The sequence below is a fragment of the Sinorhizobium terangae genome, from assembly GCF_009601505.1.
GTDB lineage: Bacteria > Pseudomonadota > Alphaproteobacteria > Rhizobiales > Rhizobiaceae > Sinorhizobium > Sinorhizobium terangae.
In genome coordinates this window covers 1-21,570 of the sequence record NZ_WITC01000081.1, presented here as the reverse complement: position 1 = coordinate 21,570, position 21,570 = coordinate 1, and the positions used below count along the sequence as shown (strand labels likewise).

17 protein-coding genes are annotated in these 21,570 nt (G+C 62.2%); 6 read left to right on the top strand and 11 right to left on the bottom strand.

Annotated elements, in window-relative coordinates:
• Positions 1-108 precede the first annotated feature (108 nt).
• Together GHK62_RS19565 and GHK62_RS19560 are read left to right on the top strand one after the other, a co-directional pair.
• A complete protein-coding gene (locus GHK62_RS19565) occupies positions 109-567 on the top strand; it encodes an Lrp/AsnC family transcriptional regulator (RefSeq protein WP_153440780.1) in 459 nt (152 codons plus the stop codon).
• A gap of 203 nt (positions 568-770) precedes the next feature.
• Entirely contained in the window at positions 771-2,453 is a 1,683-nt protein-coding gene (locus GHK62_RS19560) for an alpha/beta hydrolase (protein ID WP_153440779.1), read from the top strand.
• A 177-nt stretch (positions 2,454-2,630) separates the two neighbouring features.
• Here the strand turns inward: GHK62_RS19560 and GHK62_RS19555 are convergent, their stop codons facing one another.
• Positions 2,631-3,482 (bottom strand): LysR family transcriptional regulator, encoded by an 852-nt coding sequence (locus GHK62_RS19555; protein WP_153440778.1) that lies wholly within the window; start codon positions 3,480-3,482, stop codon positions 2,631-2,633.
• A gap of 126 nt (positions 3,483-3,608) precedes the next feature.
• Here GHK62_RS19555 and GHK62_RS19550 point away from each other — a divergent pair, with 126 nt between their 5' ends.
• The 3 genes from GHK62_RS19550 (at position 3,609) to GHK62_RS19540 (ending at position 10,358) form a co-directional block, all read left to right on the top strand.
• A complete protein-coding gene (locus GHK62_RS19550; RefSeq protein WP_153440777.1) occupies positions 3,609-6,056 on the top strand; it encodes a GcvT family protein in 2,448 nt (815 codons plus the stop codon).
• A complete protein-coding gene (locus tag GHK62_RS19545) occupies positions 6,053-8,500 on the top strand; it encodes a GcvT family protein (protein ID WP_153440776.1) in 2,448 nt (815 codons plus the stop codon). Before GHK62_RS19550 ends, GHK62_RS19545 begins: the two co-directional genes overlap by 4 nt.
• A 313-nt stretch (positions 8,501-8,813) precedes the next feature.
• On the top strand, positions 8,814-10,358 hold the full coding sequence (locus GHK62_RS19540; RefSeq protein ID WP_167528306.1) for a trimethylamine methyltransferase family protein: 1,545 nt from the start codon (positions 8,814-8,816) through the stop codon (positions 10,356-10,358).
• 54 nt (positions 10,359-10,412) lie between these two features.
• Here GHK62_RS19540 and GHK62_RS19535 read toward each other — a convergent pair whose 3' ends face one another.
• Positions 10,413-10,856: an Lrp/AsnC family transcriptional regulator gene (locus tag GHK62_RS19535; RefSeq protein ID WP_234886967.1), complete on the bottom strand. Its 444-nt coding sequence runs from the start codon at positions 10,854-10,856 to the stop codon at positions 10,413-10,415.
• A gap of 114 nt (positions 10,857-10,970) precedes the next feature.
• Between GHK62_RS19535 and GHK62_RS19530 the strand changes: the two genes are divergently transcribed.
• Positions 10,971-11,555 (top strand): cysteine hydrolase family protein, encoded by a 585-nt coding sequence (locus GHK62_RS19530; protein WP_153440774.1) that lies wholly within the window; start codon positions 10,971-10,973, stop codon positions 11,553-11,555.
• Positions 11,556-11,662: 107 nt separating this feature from the next.
• On the opposite strand, the gene GHK62_RS19525 is transcribed toward GHK62_RS19530, so the two are convergent.
• The 9 genes from GHK62_RS19525 to GHK62_RS19485 form a co-directional block, all read right to left on the bottom strand.
• On the bottom strand, positions 11,663-12,181 hold the full coding sequence (locus GHK62_RS19525; protein ID WP_153440773.1) for a hypothetical protein: 519 nt from the start codon (positions 12,179-12,181) through the stop codon (positions 11,663-11,665).
• A 143-nt stretch (positions 12,182-12,324) separates the two neighbouring features.
• Positions 12,325-13,440, bottom strand: coding sequence for an ABC transporter substrate-binding protein (locus GHK62_RS19520; protein ID WP_153440796.1), 1,116 nt, complete (start codon positions 13,438-13,440; stop codon positions 12,325-12,327).
• A 24-nt stretch (positions 13,441-13,464) separates the two neighbouring features.
• Positions 13,465-14,220, bottom strand: a complete 756-nt coding sequence (fhuF, locus tag GHK62_RS19515; protein WP_153440772.1) for a siderophore-iron reductase FhuF — start codon at positions 14,218-14,220, stop codon at positions 13,465-13,467.
• Positions 14,221-14,224: 4 nt separating this feature from the next.
• Complete coding sequence (locus tag GHK62_RS19510; RefSeq protein ID WP_153440771.1) at positions 14,225-16,453, bottom strand: TonB-dependent siderophore receptor; 2,229 nt, start codon at positions 16,451-16,453, stop codon at positions 14,225-14,227.
• 280 nt (positions 16,454-16,733) lie between these two features.
• Positions 16,734-17,225, bottom strand: coding sequence for an ester cyclase (locus GHK62_RS19505; protein WP_153440770.1), 492 nt, complete (start codon positions 17,223-17,225; stop codon positions 16,734-16,736).
• Positions 17,226-17,240: 15 nt separating this feature from the next.
• The gene (locus tag GHK62_RS19500; RefSeq protein WP_153440769.1) at positions 17,241-18,668 is read right to left on the bottom strand and encodes a gamma-aminobutyraldehyde dehydrogenase; all 1,428 of its coding nucleotides are present in this window, start codon (positions 18,666-18,668) and stop codon (positions 17,241-17,243) included.
• A gap of 25 nt (positions 18,669-18,693) precedes the next feature.
• On the bottom strand, positions 18,694-19,509 hold the full coding sequence (locus tag GHK62_RS19495) for an ABC transporter permease (RefSeq protein WP_153440768.1): 816 nt from the start codon (positions 19,507-19,509) through the stop codon (positions 18,694-18,696).
• Positions 19,499-20,449, bottom strand: a complete 951-nt coding sequence (locus tag GHK62_RS19490; protein WP_153440767.1) for an ABC transporter permease — start codon at positions 20,447-20,449, stop codon at positions 19,499-19,501. The genes GHK62_RS19495 and GHK62_RS19490 overlap by 11 nt, the downstream gene beginning before the upstream one ends.
• Entirely contained in the window at positions 20,446-21,444 is a 999-nt protein-coding gene (locus GHK62_RS19485) for an ABC transporter ATP-binding protein (protein WP_153440766.1), read from the bottom strand. Before GHK62_RS19485 ends, GHK62_RS19490 begins: the two co-directional genes overlap by 4 nt.
• Between the last annotated feature and the right edge of the window lie 126 nt (positions 21,445-21,570).

The following is a 21,570-nucleotide window of genomic DNA, read 5'->3' as shown; positions in this document are numbered from 1 at the left end:
GAAGGAACTCGACTAACTGCCAAATTATATCAGACGCTTGGACCGATCCTTGCTATTTGCGATCACTTCGCTTTGATGGGAGCAAATATTTGCCGGAGCCGAAGAGATATGACGCAGAAAATTGCCGATGAAATGGATCGCCGGATTTTGAAGGAATTGCTGGCCGACGCCAGGATTACCAACAACGAACTCGCCGAGAGGGTTGGGCTGTCGGCCTCGCCCTGTCTCAGGCGCCTGCGACGGTTGGAGGAAAGCGGCGTCATCCGCGGTTACACAGCGCTCGTCGATCCGGCGATTGAAGGCTGGACGATGACGGCGATCGCGACAGTGCGGCTCAGCCGTCAGCATGAGGACGAGATCGTGATGTTCGAGGAGGCCATCCGCGGCTGGGACGAGGTGCTCGAATGCCACCTTGTCACAGGCTCGCGTGACTATGTGCTGAAGGTTATGAGCGCCGGCCTCGAACAGTATGAGCGCTTCATCAAGGAAAAGATCGCCCGGTTGAAATGTGTCGCCTCGATCGAGACGAGCTTTGTGATGAACACGATCAAGGAGCGGCGCATTTAGAGCGGGATGCGCTTACGTGCGTTCGCGCCGCCGCGCTAAGTGTTTGTTTTTGCCGCATTTGTGCGACGTCAGGTGATTCCACCTGACTGCAAAATGCTCGTGCGCAACAATTGACTGCAAGAGAGTGCGAGGCGACATTGCTCCCTGCGCGTGTCGCCCGCGCCGGACATTCCGGTGATAGTGCCTGTAGAGTGGAGGGTCGCATGGAACACCTTCAACGGACGGACATGTCGAGGCCGGAGCTCTCAAGCCATCCCGCAAGCTTCTGGGATCCGTTTTCTGCGACCGGGCTGCTCGTTGGCGTGCTGTTTTTCGCCGTCTCGCTGACTCCGAGCCTTATCCCGCGGCCCTATCTGATCCAGGGAGCGATATCCGGCCTCTCGCTTGCGGCCGGCTATGCGATCGGCGTGTTCCTGCGCTGGCTCTGGTCCTTTTTCGAGCTGCCCGACGCCTCGCCGCGGCGCCAACACACGCTGAAGATCGTGGCGGGCCTCGTCTGCGGTGCGGCGGTTGCGGTGTTCCTGTGGCAGACCGCGGGATGGCAGAACACCGTCCGAAACATCATGGGACTCGAACCGATCGAAACGGCGGAACCCCTGAAGCTCGGTCTCACCGCCGCGTCGGTCTTCGTCTTGCTCGTCTTTCTGGCGCGGCTGTTCCGGCTGACGTTCCATTTTCTCTCGCGCATGCTGGAGCGCCTTGTGACCCGCCCCATCGCGAGGGCGATCGGCGGGCTCGCAGCGATTGCACTTTTCTGGTCCGTGGCCGATGGCTTGATCTTCAAATTGGCATTGCGTGCCGCCGACAGTTCGTTCCAGACCCTCGATGCCTATATCGATGCCGACGTGCCGCCACCGTCGGATCCGACGAAGACGGGCAGCGCCGCATCGCTGGTCAACTGGGATGAGCTTGGGAGGCAGGGCCGTCAGTTTATCGCCTCCGGCCCGACGGCTGCCGAAATCGGCGCCTTCTTCGGCGGAGAGGCGCAGAACCCCGTACGGGTCTATGTGGGGCTGAATTCTGCCGAGACCGCGAGAGATCGCGCCAAGCTCGCGCTCGAAGAGCTGAAGCGCGCCGGCGGCTTCAAACGCAAGTCGCTGATCGTCGTCGTGCCGACCGGCACGGGCTGGATCGATCCGGCAGCGCTCGATACCGTCGAATACCTGCTGCACGGCGATGTCGCGAGCATCGCAGTCCAGTATTCCTATCTCACAAGCTGGCTGTCACTGCTGGTCGAGCCGGGCTACGGGGCCGACGCTGCCAACGCGTTGTTCGACGAGGTCTACAGCTATTGGCGGACGCTGCCAAAGGACCGGCGGCCTAAGCTCTATCTCCACGGCCTGAGCCTTGGCGCGATGAATTCGCAAGGCTCAGTCGATCTCTTCGACGTCATCAGCGATCCCTTTCAGGGTGCGCTCTGGAGCGGCCCCCCCTTTACGAGCGGGTTGTGGCAATCGGTGACGGCCGATCGCGATCCGAAGTCCCCGGCCTGGCTGCCGCGCTACCGGGACGGTTCGATCATCCGCTTCACGAACCAGAAGAATGCGCTTGATATCCCGGGCGCGCGCTGGGGCGCGATGCGGATTGTCTATCTGCAATATGCGAGCGATCCAGTGACGTTTTTCGATCCCCATTCCTTCTATCGCGAGCCGCAATGGATGGAGGCGCCGCGGGGGCCGGATGTCTCGCCGGCGTTCAGCTGGTTTCCAGTGGTGACCGGGCTGCAGCTTCTCGCCGACATGGCTTTGGCGACGACGTCGCCGATCGGTTACGGCCATGTCTATGCGCCGGAGCACTATATCGATGCCTGGATGGCGGTCACCGATCCGCCGGCGGTCACACCCGAGGATGTCACGCGGCTGAAGGCGCAATTCAAGGAGAGATGAGGGGATGCGCTATACGGCTTCGCCTGCGTTCGCCCCCTCATCCACCTGCCGGCACCTTCTCCCCGCATGCAGGGAGAAGGGATATGCCGCGCCGGCCCCGGGTTCCCTCTCTCCGCGTGCGGGGAGAGGGTTAGGGTGAGGGGCAATTTCCACAACAGTCTTTGTTTGGCCGATGCGCTAAAAACCAAACAGCAGCCCCTCCATTGCCCCGATGATCTTGCGGTGCTGATGCGCATGGCGGGTGCGGAGGCTGGTCGCCGCGTAGATGGCCTGTGGGATGACCGGCGCGTCGGCGACCGTTGCGGCGGCGCCGTCTTCGGAGAGGCGCACGGCGGTGGCCTTCGTTACATAGGCGGCACCGCCGAGGGCGCGAAGCAGCCCGGTGATCGCCATATTCTGCCCGGCGGCAAGCGGCGCGGCGGAAAGATGCGGCAAGGCGAGGCGGTGGGCGCGGTCGAAAGCCGGCGAATAGCTGGAGCGGATATAGGTCTCGGGCTTCACGCCGGCTATGTCGCGGGCTTGTGTGCTGACGAGTATGTAATGCAGTTCGCCGATCCGTTCATAGTGAAGATCGGGCAGGTAGTGGGGCGTATAGAGGATCGCCAGGTCAAGCTCTCCGGCCGCGAGATCGCGGTTCATCTGGTTGGAATAATCCGCCTCCATGTAAATTTCGGTCTGCGGCAGCTCGCGGCGGATGGCGGCCAGCCAGTCTCCGGCAAGGGTCTCGGCGAGATCGTGCTGGATCCCCAGCCGCATCGAACGTTCGAAAGCGCCGGCATTGGCGACCGCGCGCGTTGCTTCATGCCATTGATTTTGAAGTGCTTTCGCGTAGTCGAGAAAGCGCAGGCCCGAAGCAGTCGGTACCGTGCCGCCCTTGCTGCGGGTGAAGAGCTTGCGGTTGAACTGCGCCTCCAGCGCCTTCACGCGATGGGAAACGGTCGACTGCGTGATGTTCAGCCGCTCGGCCGTGCGGTTGAAGCTTCGCGTTTCCATCAGGTCCAGAAATGTCTCAATCAGTTCAACTTGCATCTTTGCGACACGCCGCCTTTAGAACGAGCCGATCCTAATCGAAATCTTCGATCAATAATACCTCGTTCCGCTGCTTGATGGCCTTATTTTCCTCGTCAAATATCCCCTCAAAAGAGGGAACTACGCATGTCGAATTTGCCGTCTCACGCGCGCGTCGTGATCATCGGCGGGGGAGCCGTTGGCGCCTCCTCGCTCTATCATCTTGCCAAGGCCGGCTGGACCGACTGCGTGCTTCTGGAAAAGAACGAGTTGACTGCGGGCTCGACCTGGCATGCGGCCGGCAATGTGCCGACCTTCTCGTCGTCCTGGTCGATCATGAACATGCAGCGCTATTCCGCCGCGCTCTACCGCGAGCTGGGGACGCTGGTCGGCTATCCGATGAACTATCACGTCACCGGGTCGATCCGCCTCGGTCATTCGAAGGAACGGCTGCAGGAGTTCAAGCGCGTCGTCGGCATGGGGCGCTACCAGGGCATGGATCTCGACATCCTGACGCCCGACGAGATGCGCAGCCGCTATCCCTTCCTCGAAACCCACGAGCTGACCGGCGCGCTCTATGATCCCCATGACGGTGATATCGACCCGGCGCAGCTTACCCAGGCGCTCGCCAAGGGCGCGCGCGACCTAGGTGCGAAGATTATCCGCTTCTGTCCCGTCACCGGGGCACGGCGCGAAAACGATGAGTGGGTGATCTCCACGCAGCAAGGCGAGATTCGCTGCGAATACGTCGTCAACGCCGCCGGCTATTATGCCCGCGAGGTCGGCAAGCTGTTCGGACGCGACGTGCCGATGATGGTGATGAGCCATCAATATATTCTGTTCGATGAAATCCCCGAGCTTGCCGCCTGGTCGAAGGAGGCGGGGCACAAGCTGCCGCTGCTCCGCGATGTCGACTCCTCCTATTATCTCCGGCAGGAGAAATACGGCATGAACCTCGGGCCTTACGAGAAGAATTGCCGCGCACACTGGGTAACACCCGACGATCCGATGCCGGAGGATTTCTCCTTCCAGCTCTTTCCGGACGATCTGGAAAGATTGGAATGGTATCTGAACGATGCGGTGGAGCGGGTGCCGATCCTCGGCACGGCGGGCCTTTCGCGCGTCATCAACGGGCCGATCCCCTACGCGCCGGACGGCAATCCGCTGATCGGGCCGATGCCCGGCGTACCCAACGCCTTCGAGGCCTGCGTCTTCACCTTCGGCATTTGCCAGGCGGGTGGGGCAGGCAAGGTGCTCGCAGAATGGGTGACCGAAGGCCAGACGGAATGGGACATGTGGTCCTGCGATCCGCGGCGCTACACCGACTATACCGACCAGGACTATTGCATCGCGAAAGGCATGGAAATCTACGGCCACGAATATGCGATGCATTTTCCGAAACATTACTGGCCGGCAGGCCGCGACAAGAAGCTGTCGCCGATCCACGACCGGATCGCCGCGCTGGGCGCCCAGTTCAAGCCCTATAACGGCTGGGAGCGCGCTATGTGGTATGCAAAGCCCGGCGACGACACTTCCGAGGAAGCGACGCAGACCTGGGACCGCGAAGGGCCGTGGGCAAAACGCATCGAAGCGGAGTGCCTGGCGGTCCGCGATGCGGCCGGTATCCTCGACCTGCCGGGCTTCTCGCGCTTCCGGCTGAAGGGCGAGGGCGCGCGTGAATGGCTCTCCGGCCTCATCACCGGCCGCGTGCCGAAGCCCGGCCGCATCGGCCTGGCCTATTTCGCCGACGACAAGGGCCGCATCGTCACGGAAATGTCGGTGATGGCGATCGAGGAGGATTTCTTCTTTCTGATCACCGCAGCAACGGCGCAATGGCATGACTTCGAGTGGCTGCAGAAACACCGCCCGGCCGGCGCCGCCTTCATCCTCGACGATGTGACAGCGAATTTCTCCTGCCAGATCCTCACCGGACCGAAGTCGCGCGACATCCTTGCTGAAGTGTCCGACGCCGACCTTTCGAAAGGCTGGCTCACGCATCAGACGGCGCATATCGCCGGACGGTATTGCCAGCTCGTTCGGGTCTCCTTCGCCGGCGAGCTCGGCTGGGAAATCCACACGAAGGTGGGTGACACGGCGGCGATCTTCGACGTGGTTTGGGCGGCTGGCCAGAAGCACGGTCTCAAGCCCTTCGGCATGGAGGCGCTCGACAGTCTGCGCATCGAAAAGGGCTATCGCGCCTGGAAGGGCGATCTCTCGACCGACTACACGATTTTGCAGGGCGGGCTCGAACGCTTCGTCGACTGGTCGAAGCCGAGCTTCAAGGGCAAGGCGGCGCTGGAGCGCGAGAAGCAGCAGGGTGTCAGTAAGCGCTTCGTCACTCTAACGGTCGAGGCGGGTGACTGTGACGCGCCTTACATGTCGACGCTATGGTCGGGCGGCGAGGTCGTCGGCGAGACGACCTCCGGAAACTGGGGCTATCGTGTCGGCAAGTCGATCGCGCTCGGCATGTTGCGTGCGGATCTCGCCATACCCGGCCAGGAAATCGAGGTCGAGATTTTCGGTGACCGTTTCAAGGCGGTGGTTCAGCCGGACCAGCCGCTCTGGGATCCCTCGAATGAAAGACTGAGAGCATGACGAAGCCCATTCCTGCAAAAGCCCGTGCTGTCATCATCGGCGGCGGCGTCTCCGGTTGCTCGGTCGCCTACCATCTGTCGAAACTCGGCTGGACGGACGTGGTGCTGCTCGAGCGCAAGCAGCTGACCTCCGGCACGACCTGGCATGCGGCCGGTTTGATCGGCCAGCTTCGCGCCTCGCAGAACATGACCCGGCTCGCGAAATATTCGGCCGACCTCTACGTCAAGCTCGAAGCCGAGACCGGCATCGCCACCGGCATGCGCCAGAACGGGTCGATCACCGTGGCGCTGACGGAAGAGCGCAAGGAAGAGATCTACCGCCAGGCATCTCTCGCCCGTGCGTTCAATGTGGACGTTCGCGAGATCACGCCGAGCGAGGTCAAGGAGCTCTATCCCCATCTCAACACCTCGGACGTGAAGGCGGCCGTGCATCTGCCGCTCGACGGCCAGTGCGATCCGGCCAATATCGCCATGGCGCTTGCCAAGGGCGCCCGCCAGAACGGTGCGACCATCATCGAAGGCGTGAAGGTCACGTCGGTGCTGAAGAAGAATGGCCGCGTTACCGGGGTCACCTGCGAGCAGGACGGCGAGAGCTTCACGATCGAGACCGAGAACGTCGTCAACTGCGCCGGCATGTGGGGCAGAGAGCTTGCCCGGCAAGTAGGGGTCACCGTGCCGCTCCATGCCTGCGAGCATTTCTATATCGTCACCGAGGCAATCCCCGGCCTCGCCCGTCTGCCGGTGCTGCGCGTGCCGGACGAGTGCACCTATTACAAGGAAGATGCCGGCAAGATGCTCGTCGGCGCCTTCGAACTCAAAGCCAAGCCCTGGGGCATGGAGGGCATCCGCGAGGACTTCTGCTTCGACCAGTTGCCGGAGGACTTCGATCATTTCGCGCCGATCCTCGAAATGGCGGTCAACCGCATGCCGATGCTGGAAACGGCGGGCATTCACACCTTCTTCAACGGGCCGGAGAGCTTTACGCCCGATGACCGCTACTATCTCGGCGAGGCGCCGGAGGCGAAGGGCTACTGGGTTGCCGCCGGCTACAATTCGATCGGCATCGTCTCGTCCGGCGGTGCCGGCATGGCGCTGGCACAATGGATGAACGACGGCGAGCCACCCTTCGATCTCTGGGAGGTCGATATCCGTCGCGCGCAGCCGTTCCAGAGAAACCGGAGATATCTCAAGGAGCGCGTGTCTGAAACGCTAGGGCTGCTCTATGCCGACCATTTCCCCTATCGCCAGATGGCGACTGCGCGCGGCGTCCGCCGTTCACCCCTTCATGAACATCTGAAGGCCCGCGGCGCCGTTTTCGGTGAGGTGGCGGGCTGGGAGCGCGCCAACTGGTTCGCACGGGATGGACAGGAGCGCGAATACCGCTACTCCTGGAAGCGCGAGAACTGGTTCGAAAACCAGCGTGCGGAGCATCTTGCCGTTCGCGGCGGCGTCGGTCTTTTTGACATGACATCCTTCGGCAAGATCCGGGTCGAAGGGCGAGACGCACTCTTGTTCCTGCAGCGGCTCTGTGCCAACGAGATGAATGTCGAGCCTGGCCGGATCGTCTACACGCAGATGCTGAATGCGCGCGGCGGCATCGAGAGCGACCTGACGGTTACGCGTCTTTCGGAAAGCGCCTTCTTCCTGGTGGTGCCCGGCGCGACGCTGCAACGCGATCTCGCCTGGCTGCGCAAGCATGTCCGTGACGAATTCGTGGTGATCACCGATGTCACCGCTGCCGAAAGCGTGCTTTGCGTGATGGGCCCGAAGGCACGCGAACTGATGCAGAAGGTCAGTCCCAACGACTTTTCCAATCAGGCGCATCCGTTCGGAACGGCGCGCGAAATCGAAATCGGCATGGGCCTCGCTCGTGCCCACCGCGTCACCTATGTCGGTGAGCTCGGCTGGGAGCTTTATGTCTCCACCGATCAGGCGGCGCATGTGTTTGAGACGCTCGAGGCCGCGGGCGGCGATGTTGGGCTCAAGCTCTGTGGCCTTCATACGCTCGACAGCTGCCGGATCGAGAAGGCGTTCCGCCATTTTGGGCACGACATCACCGATGAGGATCATGTGCTAGAAGCGGGGCTCGGCTTTGCGGTGAAGCCCGAGAAGGGCGATTTCATTGGCCGCGAGGCTGTGCTTGCCAAGCGCGACAAGGGGCTTTCCCGCAGGCTGGTGCAATTCCGGCTCTCCGATCCGGAGCCGCTGCTCTTCCACAACGAAGCGATCGTCCGCGACGGCGAGATCGTCGGCACGATTACGTCCGGCAATTACGGTCATCACCTCGGCGGCGCGATCGGCCTTGGTTATGTGCCCTGCCAAGGGGAGAGCGTCGCGGATGTGCTGGCGTCGAATTACGAGATCGAGATTGCCGGAACGCGGGTCAAGGCCGAGGCTTCATTGAAGCCGATGTACGACCCGAAGGCGGACCGGGTGCGGGCGTAAACGCGAAAAACGATTGCCCCTCATCCGCCTGCCGGCACCTTCTCCCCGCTTTGACGGGGAGAAGGGATATGCCGCGGCCGCGAGCCGAACCTCGCCCTCGGGAGAAGGAACACGCAGCGTCGGCTCGTCCCCTCTCCCCGCGTGCGGGGAGAGGGCTAGGGTGAGGGGCAAAGAGCCAGGCAATGTCGCCCCGAAAGTGTCCAGCGATTTCGGGCCGACGACATACATGAAAACAAGTCTTTAAGCACGTCGCACGGCTCCAATTGAAGCGACACGCTTTGGACGGCGACAGGCGCCATTGGGAGATCGAATGATGGCTGAGGAATGCGCAGTTGCGGTTTCGAGACGGGCAGGCGGACGGGCAGCGCGCGTGGCGCTTCGCTCCGCACCGCTCGCGGAAAACATCCGGCCGGTTCGGCCCGGTCTCCCTGGTGGGCAGTACAAGCCGCTGAGCGAAACGAATGTCCGACGAATCCATGAAGCCGCGCTCGATGCGCTGGAAGAGATCGGCCTTGCCAATGCGCCGAAATCAGGCATCGAGATCATGACCGGTGCCGGCGCCATCCTAGGAGACGACGGACGCATCCGGTTTCCACGCGCGCTGGTCGAGGACATGCTGGCCGTTGCGGCACGGGACATCACACTCTACGCCCGTGATCCGAAGCAGGACCTCGAGCTTAGCGGTACCCGCGTCTATTACGGCACCGCCGGCGCGGCGGTTCACGTTGTCGATGTCGAGAAGCGGGAGTACCGAGAGTCAACCGCGAAGGACCTCTTGAACGCGGCGCAACTCGTGCACCATCTCGACAACGTCCACTTCTTCCAGCGGGCCATGGTCTGCCGCGACATTCCCGACAATTTCCTCATGGACATCAACACGCTCTATGCCTGTTGCGCCGGAACGACCAAACATGTCGGCACCAGCTTTTCCGATCCGTCGCATGTCGAGGGCTGCTTCGATCTGATCCACATGATCGCCGATGGAGAGGAGAAATGGCGGGCGCGGCCGTTCGTCTCCAATTCCAACTGCTTCGTCGTACCGCCGATGAAGTTCGCCGAGGAAAGCTGCGTGACCATGGAGAAATGCATCCGTGGCGGCATGCCGATCCTCCTGCTTTCCGCCGGGCAGGCGGGCGCAACCGCGCCGGCGCCACTTGCGACGGCGATCGTGCAGGCGGTCGCCGAATGTCTGGCGGGCGTCGTCTATGTCAACGCCATGTCCCCCGGCCACCCGGCGGTCTTTGGCACCTGGCCCTTCGTCTCTGACTTGAGGACCGGGGCGATGTCCGGCGGCTCGGGCGAGCAGGCGCTGCTGACGGCCGGCTGCGCGCAGATGCATCAGTTCTATCGTCTGCCGGGCGGGGCTGCCGCCGGCATCGCGGACGCCAAGCTGCCGGACATGCAGGCCGGCTGGGAGCAGGCGATCTCCAACGTGATGGCAGGGCTTTCCGGCCTCAACATGGTCTACGAGGCGGTCGGCATGCACGCGTCGCTTCTCGGCTTCTGCCTGGAATCGCTGGTGCTCGGCGACGACATGCTTGGCCAGGTTCAACGCTGCATCCGCGGCATCGACGTGACCGAGGATTCGGTTTCGCTCGAAACCATGCGCTCTGTCTGCCTCGACGGGCCCGGCCACTATCTCGGCCACCCGCAGACTCTCGGGCTGATGCAGACGGAATACATCTATCCGGCCGTCGCCGATCGCACGAGCCCGAAGGAATGGGTGGAGATCGGCCGTCCGGACCTCGTCGCGCGCGCGATCGAGAGGAAGAACCGCATTCTCGCGGAGGCCGCACCTTCGGTGATCGCACCCGAGATCGACCGGGCGATCCGCGATAAATTCAGGATCTATTGCTGACGACAATAGAAGGGCGGTTCCGCTTTCCCGCTTAAGGCGGAATCGCTCGCGCTGTCAGCTTCGGCGGTCGAAGTGCGTCCTGAGCGTCACATGCGTCTGAACAGTGGCGACACCCGGAATCGTGGCGATCTGCCGTCGGATCGTGTCTAGGTCGCCGTTGGAATCGCATTCGACGAGCAACATCAGGTCCGTTGCGCCTGCAAGCGACCAACAACTGACGACATGCGGCATGCCGGAAAGATGCGGCACCACGTGGTCGCAATTCTTGCCGGGCTGGAAGGCGACGGCGACAAGCGCACGCACGACCGGCGATTTGTCCTCCTGACCGAGGCGGATCGTGTAGCCGGCAACCACACCCTTCGCCTCGAGACGCCGCAGCCGCTCATGCGTGGCGCTGCGGGAGAGGCCGGCATGGCGGGCGAGCGCCACAAGACTCTGGCGCGAATCCTTGCGCAATGCGGCGATCAACAGCCGGTCCTTTTCATCGAGTTCGGTCAAATCATCGTCCCCTGCCGGTGCTGCCGGACGAATGTCCGGACCAGGCAACATCATGCTCAGTGAAACCGGACGATAGGGCAGTTACCGTTCAGGAACAACGAAGGAGCCATATCCATGAACAGCTTGAAATTGCCCGACGATGCCATCCTGATACCGATCGACATGCAGCAGGCTTTTGACGCGGCGCCATGGCCGCCGCGCTGGAACGACCGCGTCGATGAGAACGGCCTTACGCTTCTCGCCGCGTGGCGCGCCGCGAAGCGGCCGATCATCCATGTGCGGCACGATAGTGTCGAGGAAGGATCGACGTTGCGTCCGGACCGGCCGGGTAACGCTTTCCGTCCCGGTTTCGAGCCGCAAGTCGACGAGCCGTTGGTCACCAAGAGCGTGAACGCCGCCTTCATCGGCACCGACCTGGACTTGCGGCTCCGGCGTCTCGGCGCCGAGACCGTCGTGCTCTTCGGCATCTCGACGGACATGTGCGTTTCGACATCGGTGCGGGTGGGCGCAAATATCGGATACCGAGTGATCCTTGTGGAGGATGCCTGCGATTGTTTCGATCTGGCGGACGGCGCAAGCGGCGTGGTTCCCGCGCGGGATGTCCATCGCGCGCACGTCGCGACGCTGAGGGCGGAATTCGCTTCGGTCGTGACGACGGGTGAAGTCCTTGCGGCGCTCCGCGGCGCCGAGGCGGCGTGATTGCGAGGATTGGTGGGCGCGGGTCGCCGCCTGAGGCTCGCGCTCCCTCGCTCTTTGAACTTCGCAAATTCCAGACCGAAATCGCTACGCACTTTTATGGAATTGTTCTAACGCGTCGCCGCGCCTCTCACCTGGCTCACCTCGTAGGTCCATTTCGGCGTGGTCGGCGGTTCTCCGTCGCGGAACGGAAAGGTGAGGAACGTCTCGAACGGGCGGCTTTGGCCGCCCGGAACGCGAACGAGGATGAGCGCCGTGTCGTCGCCGATCTGTTCGCAGGCACCGCCGGGGCAGTCTTCGAGCGTGACGGTCAGCCGGAAATATTCGAGAGCCGCGGCGGATCTGTTGTGAACGGTGCCGCGGACGCGGTAGCTCCGCTCGGACTGGTTGCGCTCGAAGGTCACGCCTTCGAGCGCAACGTCCTCGGTCGTTAGCCCGGCAGGGCGGGTTGGCTCAGGCGTGGGCGGTTGTTGGCTGCCACGGTCGCTCAGCCAGATCACGAAGGCGACGATCAGGCCGAGCGCGACGGCAACTGACAGGATCAGCTCCGCCTGGCTGCGAAAACGGCTGTACCGGGCCGCAAGATAGACGATCGCCACCGCGACCAGCAGGACAATCAACCACAGCATGAAGCGCCTCCTCGCGGCACCTTATATGGGGTCGAGCGCGACTGGCAATTGGCAGATGCGCGTGTGCCCGGAGGAAGTGAACCGAATAAGAATCAAGGTGCTAGCTGCCCCAGCGTTCACGCTCATTTCTGGACGCCGATGCACTATTTCCCGCGCTTCAGACTGATCCAGTAACTGCCCTCGAAAGGAACCGCGGCGAAGCGCGTGTTGATTTCGGCAAGGCTCGCCGCTGGATCGACATCCGGAAAAAGGTCTGGGCGCAGCCAGGAGGCGAAGGCTTCCGCCGCGAGGATGTTCAGCGGCACGGCATTGAAGAAATTCCAGAGCCCATAGACGCGTCCGTTGCGTACCGCCGCGATGCTCGTCATCACCGGCGTTCCGACCGCTTCCGCCAGGGTCCGCTCTGCATCTTCCGCCTTCACGCCGGGCCCGATGGAGAAGCCGCTGTATTTTCCGCCCGGCGAAGAGGTCGCGATGTAGACCTCGGGATTTTTGGCCATGATCGCCTCGGCGTTGACCATGCCGCCGGGGCGCGGCAACCTTCCTTCGACGATATTGCGGCTGCCTGTGATGCTGACGAACTCTCCGAGCCCGCCGACACCGTAAGCCCAGCAACAGGCGGCTGCGCCGGGGAACGCTTCCACAAGCACGGTCGGTCCGGGCTCGGGATGCTTCGCAACCCGTTCGCGGATGCGGGCGAGGCGCTCTTCATAGAAGCGGGCGAAATCTTCGGCCTGCTTCTCCCGCCCGAAGATCTTGCCGAGCAGGCGCATGTTGGCGGCGGTGTTCTTCAAGGGATCGCCGTTGAAGTCGACCACGACCACCGGCACGCCGACGCTTTCGAGATAGTCGATCGCACGCTTGCCCGGTTCCGTATCGGCCTGCCAGTTGGCAAGGATCGCGAGGTCGGCCTTCAGCGTCAGGAGCGCCTCGAAGGACAGGCCCGCTCCGCTGCCGTCATCGATCAACGGCACCTCTGCGAGCCTCGGGAACTTGCGGACGAAGCTTTCGTAGATTTCCGGATTGTCGTTCTTCATGTCACCCGACCAGCCGGCGAGGAGGCTTACGGGATCCGGATGGATGAGCGAAACGGCGACGAGGTTGAAACCGCTGCCGAGCAGAACCGCCTTGGGTGGGGCCGGTATTGTCACTTGCCGGCCAACCGCATCGGTGATGCTTATCGGCCATTGGGTTTCCGCCCGCGCGGCGAAGTAGAAGAGTGTCATCGACAGAAGCGCGATGACCCGGATGATGGTCATAAGACCGACGTTAGGACGAGACAATTATTGTTTCCTTTGGCTGGGAAGGGCGCAAAGACTGCCGCAACTCGGGATGCCGGGGAGAAGGTATCTGAGGCAGCAGATCTTGCGTCGGCAGACGGGCGCGCCATCCTCTTCTTCGTGGCGCAGGCAATCGAAGAAGGGGTTGGGCGCGCCGTTCGGCATCAGGCGACAGCCGACTATGGCATCCGCTTGATCGCCCAAGGGTTCGGTTCCGGCCGTTCGAAGCGCATAGTCGATATAGACTGCGGCATTGTTCCAGGCGAGCTTGGGTGAAATTCCGCCGACAGCCTTCAGGTGACCGACGACTTTGGCGAGATGTTCTTCCATCAACGGAGCGAGGACGGAGAAGATTTCTTTCTCGCCGTCCTCCCGCCAGTCGCCGGGTGTGGCGACGCCGAAGGCGCGGGGGAGACCGTCGGCCGACAGCGCCACGGTCATCGCGTCGAACGCGACGGGCAGCGCTTGGTGGTCGAGCACCCGGGCGACGACATAAGGGATTGTGAGACAGGAGAAATAATAGAGCGACCACATGGAGGCGACAGCACGCCGGTCGCTGCCATTCGACGTCTCGGCATAGGTCGAAAGCGCCCGTTCGAAGGCGCCCGAGGCGAAGAACGTGGCGAGCGGGATGCCGTCGGAAAGGTCTTCCGCCAGCATCATCTTCTCGTTACACCAGGCATGCGGGCCGGCAAACGCCCCCGACAGGAGCTTTGCCCCGCCGGCTTCCGCAATGCTTTCATGCCCGCTTGCTGCCATGACACTACCAGTTGTAACGCAGCGAGCCGATAACAGTGCGGCCCTGGTCGCGGTAGCAATAGTTCGATGTGCAGGTGATGTCGCGGCGGTCGAAGAGGTTGGTCGCGTTCACTTGCAATTGCAGCCCCTCATACTTCTTGTCGATCGCCGCGAAGTCGTAATGGACGGAGGCATCGAAGAGCACGCGTGCATCGTTCTTAAGTGTGTTGTAGTCGTCGCCATAACTTGAGCCGATGTAACGGGCGCCAAAGCCGAAGCCGAGACCCTCGGCGACGCTGTCCTCGGGCATCGTGTAGTCCGCCCAGATCGAGGCGAGATGAAAGGGTGTGCTGGAAACATGATTCCCGACGGTTCCGGCGGCGCCTTCTAGGATTTTCACATTGGTGTAGCTATAGGCCGCGGTCAGCGACAGACCATTGTCGAGGCTCGTGGTGGCTTCCAACTCAAGGCCGCGCGAACGAAGCTTACCACGCTGGACCTGCCTGTTCTTAGTGCCGATGACTTCCCAGAAGACACCATTCTCCTGGTCGATGTTGAAGAGCGCCGCAGTCAGCAGCACATTGTAGTCGGACAGGAGGTACTTGACGCCGATTTCTTGTTGCGTGCTTTCTGTCGGTTTGAACGGTTGGTTCGTCTCCCCGTTGATGCCGACGTTGGGAGAGAAAGCGGTCGAGTAGCTAGCGTAGGGGGCGAGACCGAAATCGGTCTCGTAGGTTAGGCCGATGCGGCCGGAGAATGCCTTGTCATTCTGCGAGACGTCCGTTGTGGTATCCGTGGTCAGGTCCGTCATGCTGCTGTCGGTCCAAACCCAGTCATATCGGCCACCGACCGTCAGCGTCCAGGCTTCGTAGCGAATCTGATCCTGCAGATATGTGCCGAGCTGCCATTGGTCCTGCTTGTCGTTGGAAGTGAAAGCAGGCGTTGCGATCGGTGCCCCAAAGTTCGGGTCTGCCAGGACAATGGGCGTGATCTCGGCTTCGCCACCGAGTGCCTTGTAGCGGAGTTTCGCCACGTCGATTCCTGCAAGCAGTGTGTGGTCGAATATGCCGGTCGCGAAGTTCGATTCCAACTGGTTGTCAACGACCATCGACGTGAGGCGTTCATCGAAAACGCCGGCCATGCGACCGATTCGAGTCGGATCGAGAACATCGTCGTAGGGGTTGTCCGGATCGAGTGGATCGACGATGAACGGGCCGTATCCGTAGACGTATTGCGCATCGATATGCAGCGTAGAAAGACGAAGGTTTTGGCGGAAGGTTAGTGCTTCGTTAACACTGTGCTCGAACTCGTAACCGATACGACCTTGGTTCTGGATCGAATCGTTGAAGGCCGGATCGCCGAGGAAGATGTCGGTGACGGAGCCGAAGCCCCCGTAGTAGAAATCGTTGTAATTGGCGGCCGTACCACCGGTCTTGGTGCGGGTATATTCGCCGAGGATGGTCAGCTTCGTATCTTCGTCCGGCTTCCAGGTGAAAGCGGGTGCTATGTAGGCGCGATCGTCCGGCACGCTGATCTGTTCGGTGTTTGAATCGCGTAGAAGTCCAGTGAGGCGATAGTAAACCGGATCTGTTTCATTAACCGGGCCGGAAAAGTCGAACTGCCCTTGATAGCGATCATGGGTTCCCACTTGAATCTGCACCTCACGCACCGCCTCTTCTGTAGCTCGTTTGGTAATGAGGTTGTAAAGACCTCCGGCACCGGTCGCGCCATAGAGTGCCGAAGACGGGCCGCGCAGAATCGAAACGCCCTCAAGCCCATATGGCTCATTCTTGAAGAGCGAGGAACCTGCGGCGGGCTGGCGGAGATTGTCACGGAAAACGCCGGTATAAGTGACGTCGAAGCCACGAACGTAGAAGGAGTCGAAACGGGGATCGAAGCCGTAGGCGTTCACCCAGGTGCCCGGCGTATAAGCCAGCGTCTCGAGCAGCGTCTGCGGGTTGCGATCCCTCAACTGCTGTTCCGTTACCGATGAGATCGACTGCGGCGTTTCAAGAAAGGGCGTGTCGACCTTGGCTCCAGTTGCGCTGCTGATGCCGACGTAACCATCGGCGGTGATGACGCCGCCGCTTCCGCCGTTGACGACCAGCGTTTCGAGCGCGGTCGAATCTCCGCTGGACGTCGTGTCCTCCTGCTGTGCTTCCTGCGCATGGGCGGCTGCCACGAGAGCGAGGGCGGAGGTGCCGGCAAGGGTGGCGCGGACAAGCGGCAGCAAGAGGGTTCTGGTGGCGGGCATGCGATGCAACTTTCTGATCGGTAAGCGAAATTCTATAAGATGAGCTATTCACTCATGATTTATGTCGATGCAAGTGGCTTTTCATGAGTCTAAGACTCATGTTTTAGGATTTGTGGGAAATTTGCAACAATTGCTCCGCCCGGCGTGCCGCGCGTTTATGTTCGCAGTCCATCATGGAAGCGCATAAACAAACCCTCCGGTCGACGTGGGATCGACCGGAGGGTTTGTTTTGCCGATGCGACTTGAAGTCGGGGCGGGCGCTAACCGCGCCGGCGGGCGGCTAGATCAACCCGAGCTGCTTGTAGAAGCCGAGCGCGTCGTAATAGTCGCTCTGCGTGGAAATCTTGCCGTCCTTGACGGTAAAGACCGAGGCTCCGGTAATCTTGAACGTCTTGTTGGTGGCGGCGGTGCCGTCGGCCCAGGCGCCCGAATTGGTGCCCGAGAATTCCCACTCGAACGACACCTTGTCGCTGGCGGCGATCGGGTCGCCCTTCATGGTCCAGACGGCGTCGGGAACGGCATTCAGGAAATTGTCGATGACGCCAATTTTGGCGGCATCCTTGCCGTTCACGGGCTTGCCGACGGAAGCATCGTAATAGGTGACATCGTCGGCGAAGTAGGACGCGGCCTTGCTCGAGTCATGGGCGTTCCACGCGGCAAGATAGGCCGCAACCACAGTCGGAGCATCATCAGCCGCGAAGGCCGGCGTTGAAGAGAGAAGGGTGCTCAGGCCTAGCGCGCCGGCGGCGGCGAGTAGTTGACGGCGATACATGATGGCATCCTCCCATTAGCCATGATTGATCATGATGTGGCGAACGGCCGTGTAGTCCTCGAGCGCATAGACCGACATGTCCTTGCCGTAGCCGGATTGCTTGACGCCGCCATGTGGCATCTCGTTGGTCAGCATGAAATGCGTGTTGATCCAGGTACAGCCGTATTGCAGGCGGGACGCCGCCCGCATCGCCTTGGTGATGTCCTTCGTCCAAACGGAGGACGCGAGGCCGTAGTCGCTGTCGTTCGCCCAGGCGACGGCATCATCGCTGCCGATGAAGCGGGTGACGGAGACCACCGGCCCGAACACTTCGCGGCGCACGATCTCGTCTGCTTGCGTGGCGCCGGCGACGACAGTCGGCTTGAAGAAGAAGCCGTCCTTGCTGCCCGGAGCGCCACCGGTTGTGATCTCGATGTGCTTCTGGTCCGCCGCCCGTTCGACGAAGCTTGCGACACGGTCCCGCTGCCGCTTGGAGATCAGCGGGCCGATCTCGTTTTCGGTGTCGTCATCGAGGTTGTAGCGGATCGTCGAGACGGCGGACGTCAGGTCGGCAACGAGCTTCTCGTAGATGCCGGCCTCGGCATAGATGCGGCAGGCGGCGGTGCAATCCTGGCCGGCATTGTAGTAGCCGAAGGTACGGATGCCGTTCACCACCGCTTCCAGATCTGCGTCGTCATAGACGATGACCGGCGCCTTCCCGCCAAGCTCGAGATGGGTGCGCTTCACCGTCTTGGCGGCGGCGGCGAGCACCTTTTTGCCGGTCGCGATATCGCCGGTGATCGAGACCATGGCGATCTTCGGATGGTTGATGAGCGTATTGCCGACGGTTTCTCCGCGGCCGGTAACGACGTTGACGACGCCTTCGGGCAGGATCTCCGCGAGCAGCCGCGCGAGCTTCAGCGCCGTCAGCGGCGTCTGTTCCGAAGGCTTGAAGACCACCGTGTTGCCGCCGCCGATCGCGGGCGCGAGCTTCCAGGCCATCATCATCAGCGGGTAGTTCCAGGGCGCGATCGAGCCGACGATGCCGATCGGATCGCGGCGAATCATCGAGGTATGCCCCGGCAGATATTCACCCGCCGTCGGGGCGTGCAGGTTGCGCACCGCGCCGGCGAAGAAGCGCCAGCAGTCGATGATCGCCGGCAGTTCGTCGTTCTTCACCGCATTGATCGGCTTGCCGCAGTTCAGCGCTTCCAGCGCGGCGAAGCCGTCGGCGTTCTTCTCGATCGTGTCGGCGATCTTCAGGAGATAGTTCGAGCGCTCGGCGGGCGTCGTCTGCGACCACGCGACGAAGGCGCGCTCGGCCGCATCGACGGCGACATCGAGTTGCGCATGGGAAGCCTCCGCGACATCGATGATCTTGGCGCCCGTCCTTGGATTCAGGATGTGCTCCTCGACCTCGGTCCCGGCTTCGAAGCGCGATCCGATCAAGAGTTGGGTGTCCATATCTGTTCTCCCTTTATGTTCGATGTCATTTGCCGGCGCCGGCGATCTGGTCGCCGTCGCGCGTCAGGTAATAGGCGCCGAGGATCGGCAGGAAAGTGACTACGACCACGATCATGGCGACGACGTTGGTCACCGGACGCTGACGCGGACGGATCAACTCCTCCAGCATCCAGATCGGCAGGGTCGATTGCTGCCCGGCAGTGAAGGTCGTGACGATCACCTCGTCGAAAGAAAGCGCGAAGGCGAGCATGCCGCCGGCAAGCAACGCCGTGCCGATGTTCGGCAGGATCACGTAGCGGAACGTCTGGAAGCCGTCGGCGCCGAGATCCATCGATGCCTCGATCAGCGAGCCGGAAATGCGCCGGAAGCGGGCGACCGCATTGTTGTAGACGACGACGATACAGAAGGTCGCGTGGCCGAGAACGATGGTCCAGAAGGAAAACGGGATGTCCGCCATCGAGAAGGCCGAGCGCAGCGCGATGCCGGTGATGATGCCGGGGAGCGCGATCGGCAGGATGACAAGCAGTGAGATCGTCTCGCGGCCGAAGAAGCGGGTCTGGCTAACAGCGGCGGCACAGAGCGTGCCGAGCAGCAGGGCCGTGGCTGTTGCGATCGAGGCAACCTTGACCGAGAGTGCCAGCGCCGCCCAGACGTCCGGCCGGTCCCATGCGACACCGAACCACTGCGTCGTCAGGCCGGGCGGCGGGAACTGGTAGCTCTTCTCCTCCGTCGTGAAAGCGTAGAGGAAGATCAGCAGGATCGGCAGATGCATGAAGGCGAGGCCGACTGCTGCCGCGATCTTCAGGCTCAGGGGGGCGCGATTCGATTTTTCAGAGCGCATCGAAGGCCCCCATGCGTTTGGCCATCCAGAGATAGAGGCCCATGATGACGATCGGCACGACCGTGAAGGCGGCGGCGAGCGGAATGTTGCCGGCGGTGCCCTGCTGGGCATAGACCGCCTGGCCGATGAAGAGCCGCGATGAGCCGATGATCTGCGGAATGATGTAGTCGCCGAGCGTCAGCGAGAAGGTGAAGATCGATCCGGCGACGATGCCCGGCAGCGCCAGCGGGAAGAGCACGTAGCGGAAGGTCTGAGCCGGCGTGCCGCCGAGGTCGGACGAAGCTTCGATCAGGTTTGACGGTACCCGCTCCAGCGCTGCCTGGATCGGCAGGATCATGAACGGCATCCAGACATAGACGAAGACGATGAAGGTGCCGGTGTAGCTGACCGACAGCGAATTGCCGCCAACGACCGGAAGCGCGAGCCACGCATCGAGCAGCCAGAGCAGGTTCAGCTTCTCGAAAATCCAGGTAAGAATGCCCTCCTTGGCGAGGATCAGCTTCCACGCGTAAATCTTGACGAGATAGCTCGACCAGAGCGGCAGCATGACGCCGAGATAGAACAGCACCTTCCATTTTCCGCGCGCGTAGCGGGCCGCGTAATAGGCGATCGGGAAGGCAATCAGCGCGGAGACGAGCGTTACCACCGCCGCCATCGTGACGGTACGGATGATGATGTCGAGATTGGTTTCGCTCAAAAGCTGGCGATAGGTGGCGAGCGTGAACTCGTAGTTGATGAGACCGGAGAAATCGTCGATCGAGAAGAAGCTCTGCAGTAGAAGTGCGAAGAGCGACCCGAGATAGACGACGCCGAGCCAGAGGAGCGGCGGCCCTAGCAGTACCGCGAGAAGCACATGCGGGTGCCTCCAGAAGAAGTCCGAGAGACGGCCGGCGGTGCTGCGGCGTTCCGGAAGGATGATGCTTTCGGCGACGATGGTCATGCGTCCTCCATCGGGTGAAGGTCGCGTACGGCGAAGCTGATCGTAACCGGGCTGCCGATCGCCGGTACCGCTTGTGCAGCAGGTGATGCAACGGCGATACGCGCGCCGTCGACATCGACGACGACGCGGTTGGTCGCACCGAGAAAGCTTTGGCCGGCGACGGTGCCGGCGAGGCTCAGAGCGCCGTTGCCCGGGGCCGCGAGCGCGATCGCCTCCGGGCGGAGGCTGGCGAAGGATGCCTTTACGCCCAGCCTCTGACAGAGCTTGGTCGAGAGGACGTTGGACGAGCCGACGAAATCGGCGACGAAGCGGGTCTTCGGTTGGTTGTAGACCTCTTCCGGTCTGCCGAGCTGCTGGATCCGGCCCTCATTGAAGACCGCGATGCGGTCGGCCATCGACAACGCCTCGCCCTGGTCGTGGGTGACGAAGACGAAGGTGATGCCGAGCGATTTCTGCAGGCTCTTCAGTTCTTCCTGCATCTGTTCGCGGAGCTTCAGGTCGAGTGCTCCAAGCGGCTCGTCGAGGAGCAGCACCTTCGGCTTGTTGACGAGCGCGCGGGCAAGGGCCACGCGCTGGCGCTGGCCGCCGGAAAGCTGGCCGGGGCGGCGCGTGCCGTAGCCCGGCAGCTTGACCATGGCGAGCGCATCCTCGGCGGCCTTGCGGCGTTCCTCACGGCCGGCGCCCTTGACCATCAGGCCATAGGCGACATTGTCGAGGATCGAGAGATGCGGAAAGAGCGCGTAATCCTGGAACACGGTGTTGACGCTGCGCCGGTAGGGCGGCACGCCTTCGGCCGTCTCGCCGAAAATTTCGATGTGGCCGCCGGTCGGCTGCTCGAAGCCGGCCATCAATCTGAGGCAGGTGGTCTTTCCTGAGCCCGAGGGCCCGAGCATGGCGAAGAATTCGCCCTCGGCGATGTCGAGGTTCACGCGATCGACGGCACGGACGGCGCCGAAATGGCGGGAAACGTTGTCGAAGAGGACGGCGGTGGTCATAGGGATGCTCCGGGTCTTAGCCCCTCATCCGCCTGCCGGCACCTTCTCCCCGCAGGCGGGGAGAAGGTGACACACGGCAAGTGCGGCATACGGGAACGCACTCCCTCCCCCTTGTGGGGAGGGTTG

Bases quoted from the DNA above. Each gene is read 5' to 3' on its own strand.
- GHK62_RS19520 (WP_153440796.1), bottom strand. From the start codon at position 13,440: ATGACCATCATCCGGGTCATCGCGCTTCTGTCGATGACACTCTTCTAC.
- fhuF (WP_153440772.1), bottom strand. From the start codon at position 14,220: ATGGCAGCAAGCGGGCATGAAAGCATTGCGGAAGCCGGCGGGGCAAAG.
- GHK62_RS19505 (WP_153440770.1), bottom strand. From the start codon at position 17,225: ATGTATCGCCGTCAACTACTCGCCGCCGCCGGCGCGCTAGGCCTGAGC.
- GHK62_RS19510 (WP_153440771.1), bottom strand. From the start codon at position 16,453: ATGCCCGCCACCAGAACCCTCTTGCTGCCGCTTGTCCGCGCCACCCTT.
- GHK62_RS19530 (WP_153440774.1), top strand. From the start codon at position 10,971: ATGAACAGCTTGAAATTGCCCGACGATGCCATCCTGATACCGATCGAC.
- GHK62_RS19545 (WP_153440776.1), top strand. From the start codon at position 6,053: ATGACGAAGCCCATTCCTGCAAAAGCCCGTGCTGTCATCATCGGCGGC.
- GHK62_RS19555 (WP_153440778.1), bottom strand. From the start codon at position 3,482: ATGCAAGTTGAACTGATTGAGACATTTCTGGACCTGATGGAAACGCGA.
- GHK62_RS19565 (WP_153440780.1), top strand. From the start codon at position 109: ATGACGCAGAAAATTGCCGATGAAATGGATCGCCGGATTTTGAAGGAA.
- GHK62_RS19485 (WP_153440766.1), bottom strand. From the start codon at position 21,444: ATGACCACCGCCGTCCTCTTCGACAACGTTTCCCGCCATTTCGGCGCC.
- GHK62_RS19560 (WP_153440779.1), top strand. From the start codon at position 771: ATGGAACACCTTCAACGGACGGACATGTCGAGGCCGGAGCTCTCAAGC.
- GHK62_RS19490 (WP_153440767.1), bottom strand. From the start codon at position 20,449: ATGACCATCGTCGCCGAAAGCATCATCCTTCCGGAACGCCGCAGCACC.
- GHK62_RS19495 (WP_153440768.1), bottom strand. From the start codon at position 19,509: ATGCGCTCTGAAAAATCGAATCGCGCCCCCCTGAGCCTGAAGATCGCG.
- GHK62_RS19540 (WP_167528306.1), top strand. From the start codon at position 8,814: ATGGCTGAGGAATGCGCAGTTGCGGTTTCGAGACGGGCAGGCGGACGG.
- GHK62_RS19500 (WP_153440769.1), bottom strand. From the start codon at position 18,668: ATGGACACCCAACTCTTGATCGGATCGCGCTTCGAAGCCGGGACCGAG.
- GHK62_RS19550 (WP_153440777.1), top strand. From the start codon at position 3,609: ATGTCGAATTTGCCGTCTCACGCGCGCGTCGTGATCATCGGCGGGGGA.
- GHK62_RS19525 (WP_153440773.1), bottom strand. From the start codon at position 12,181: ATGCTGTGGTTGATTGTCCTGCTGGTCGCGGTGGCGATCGTCTATCTT.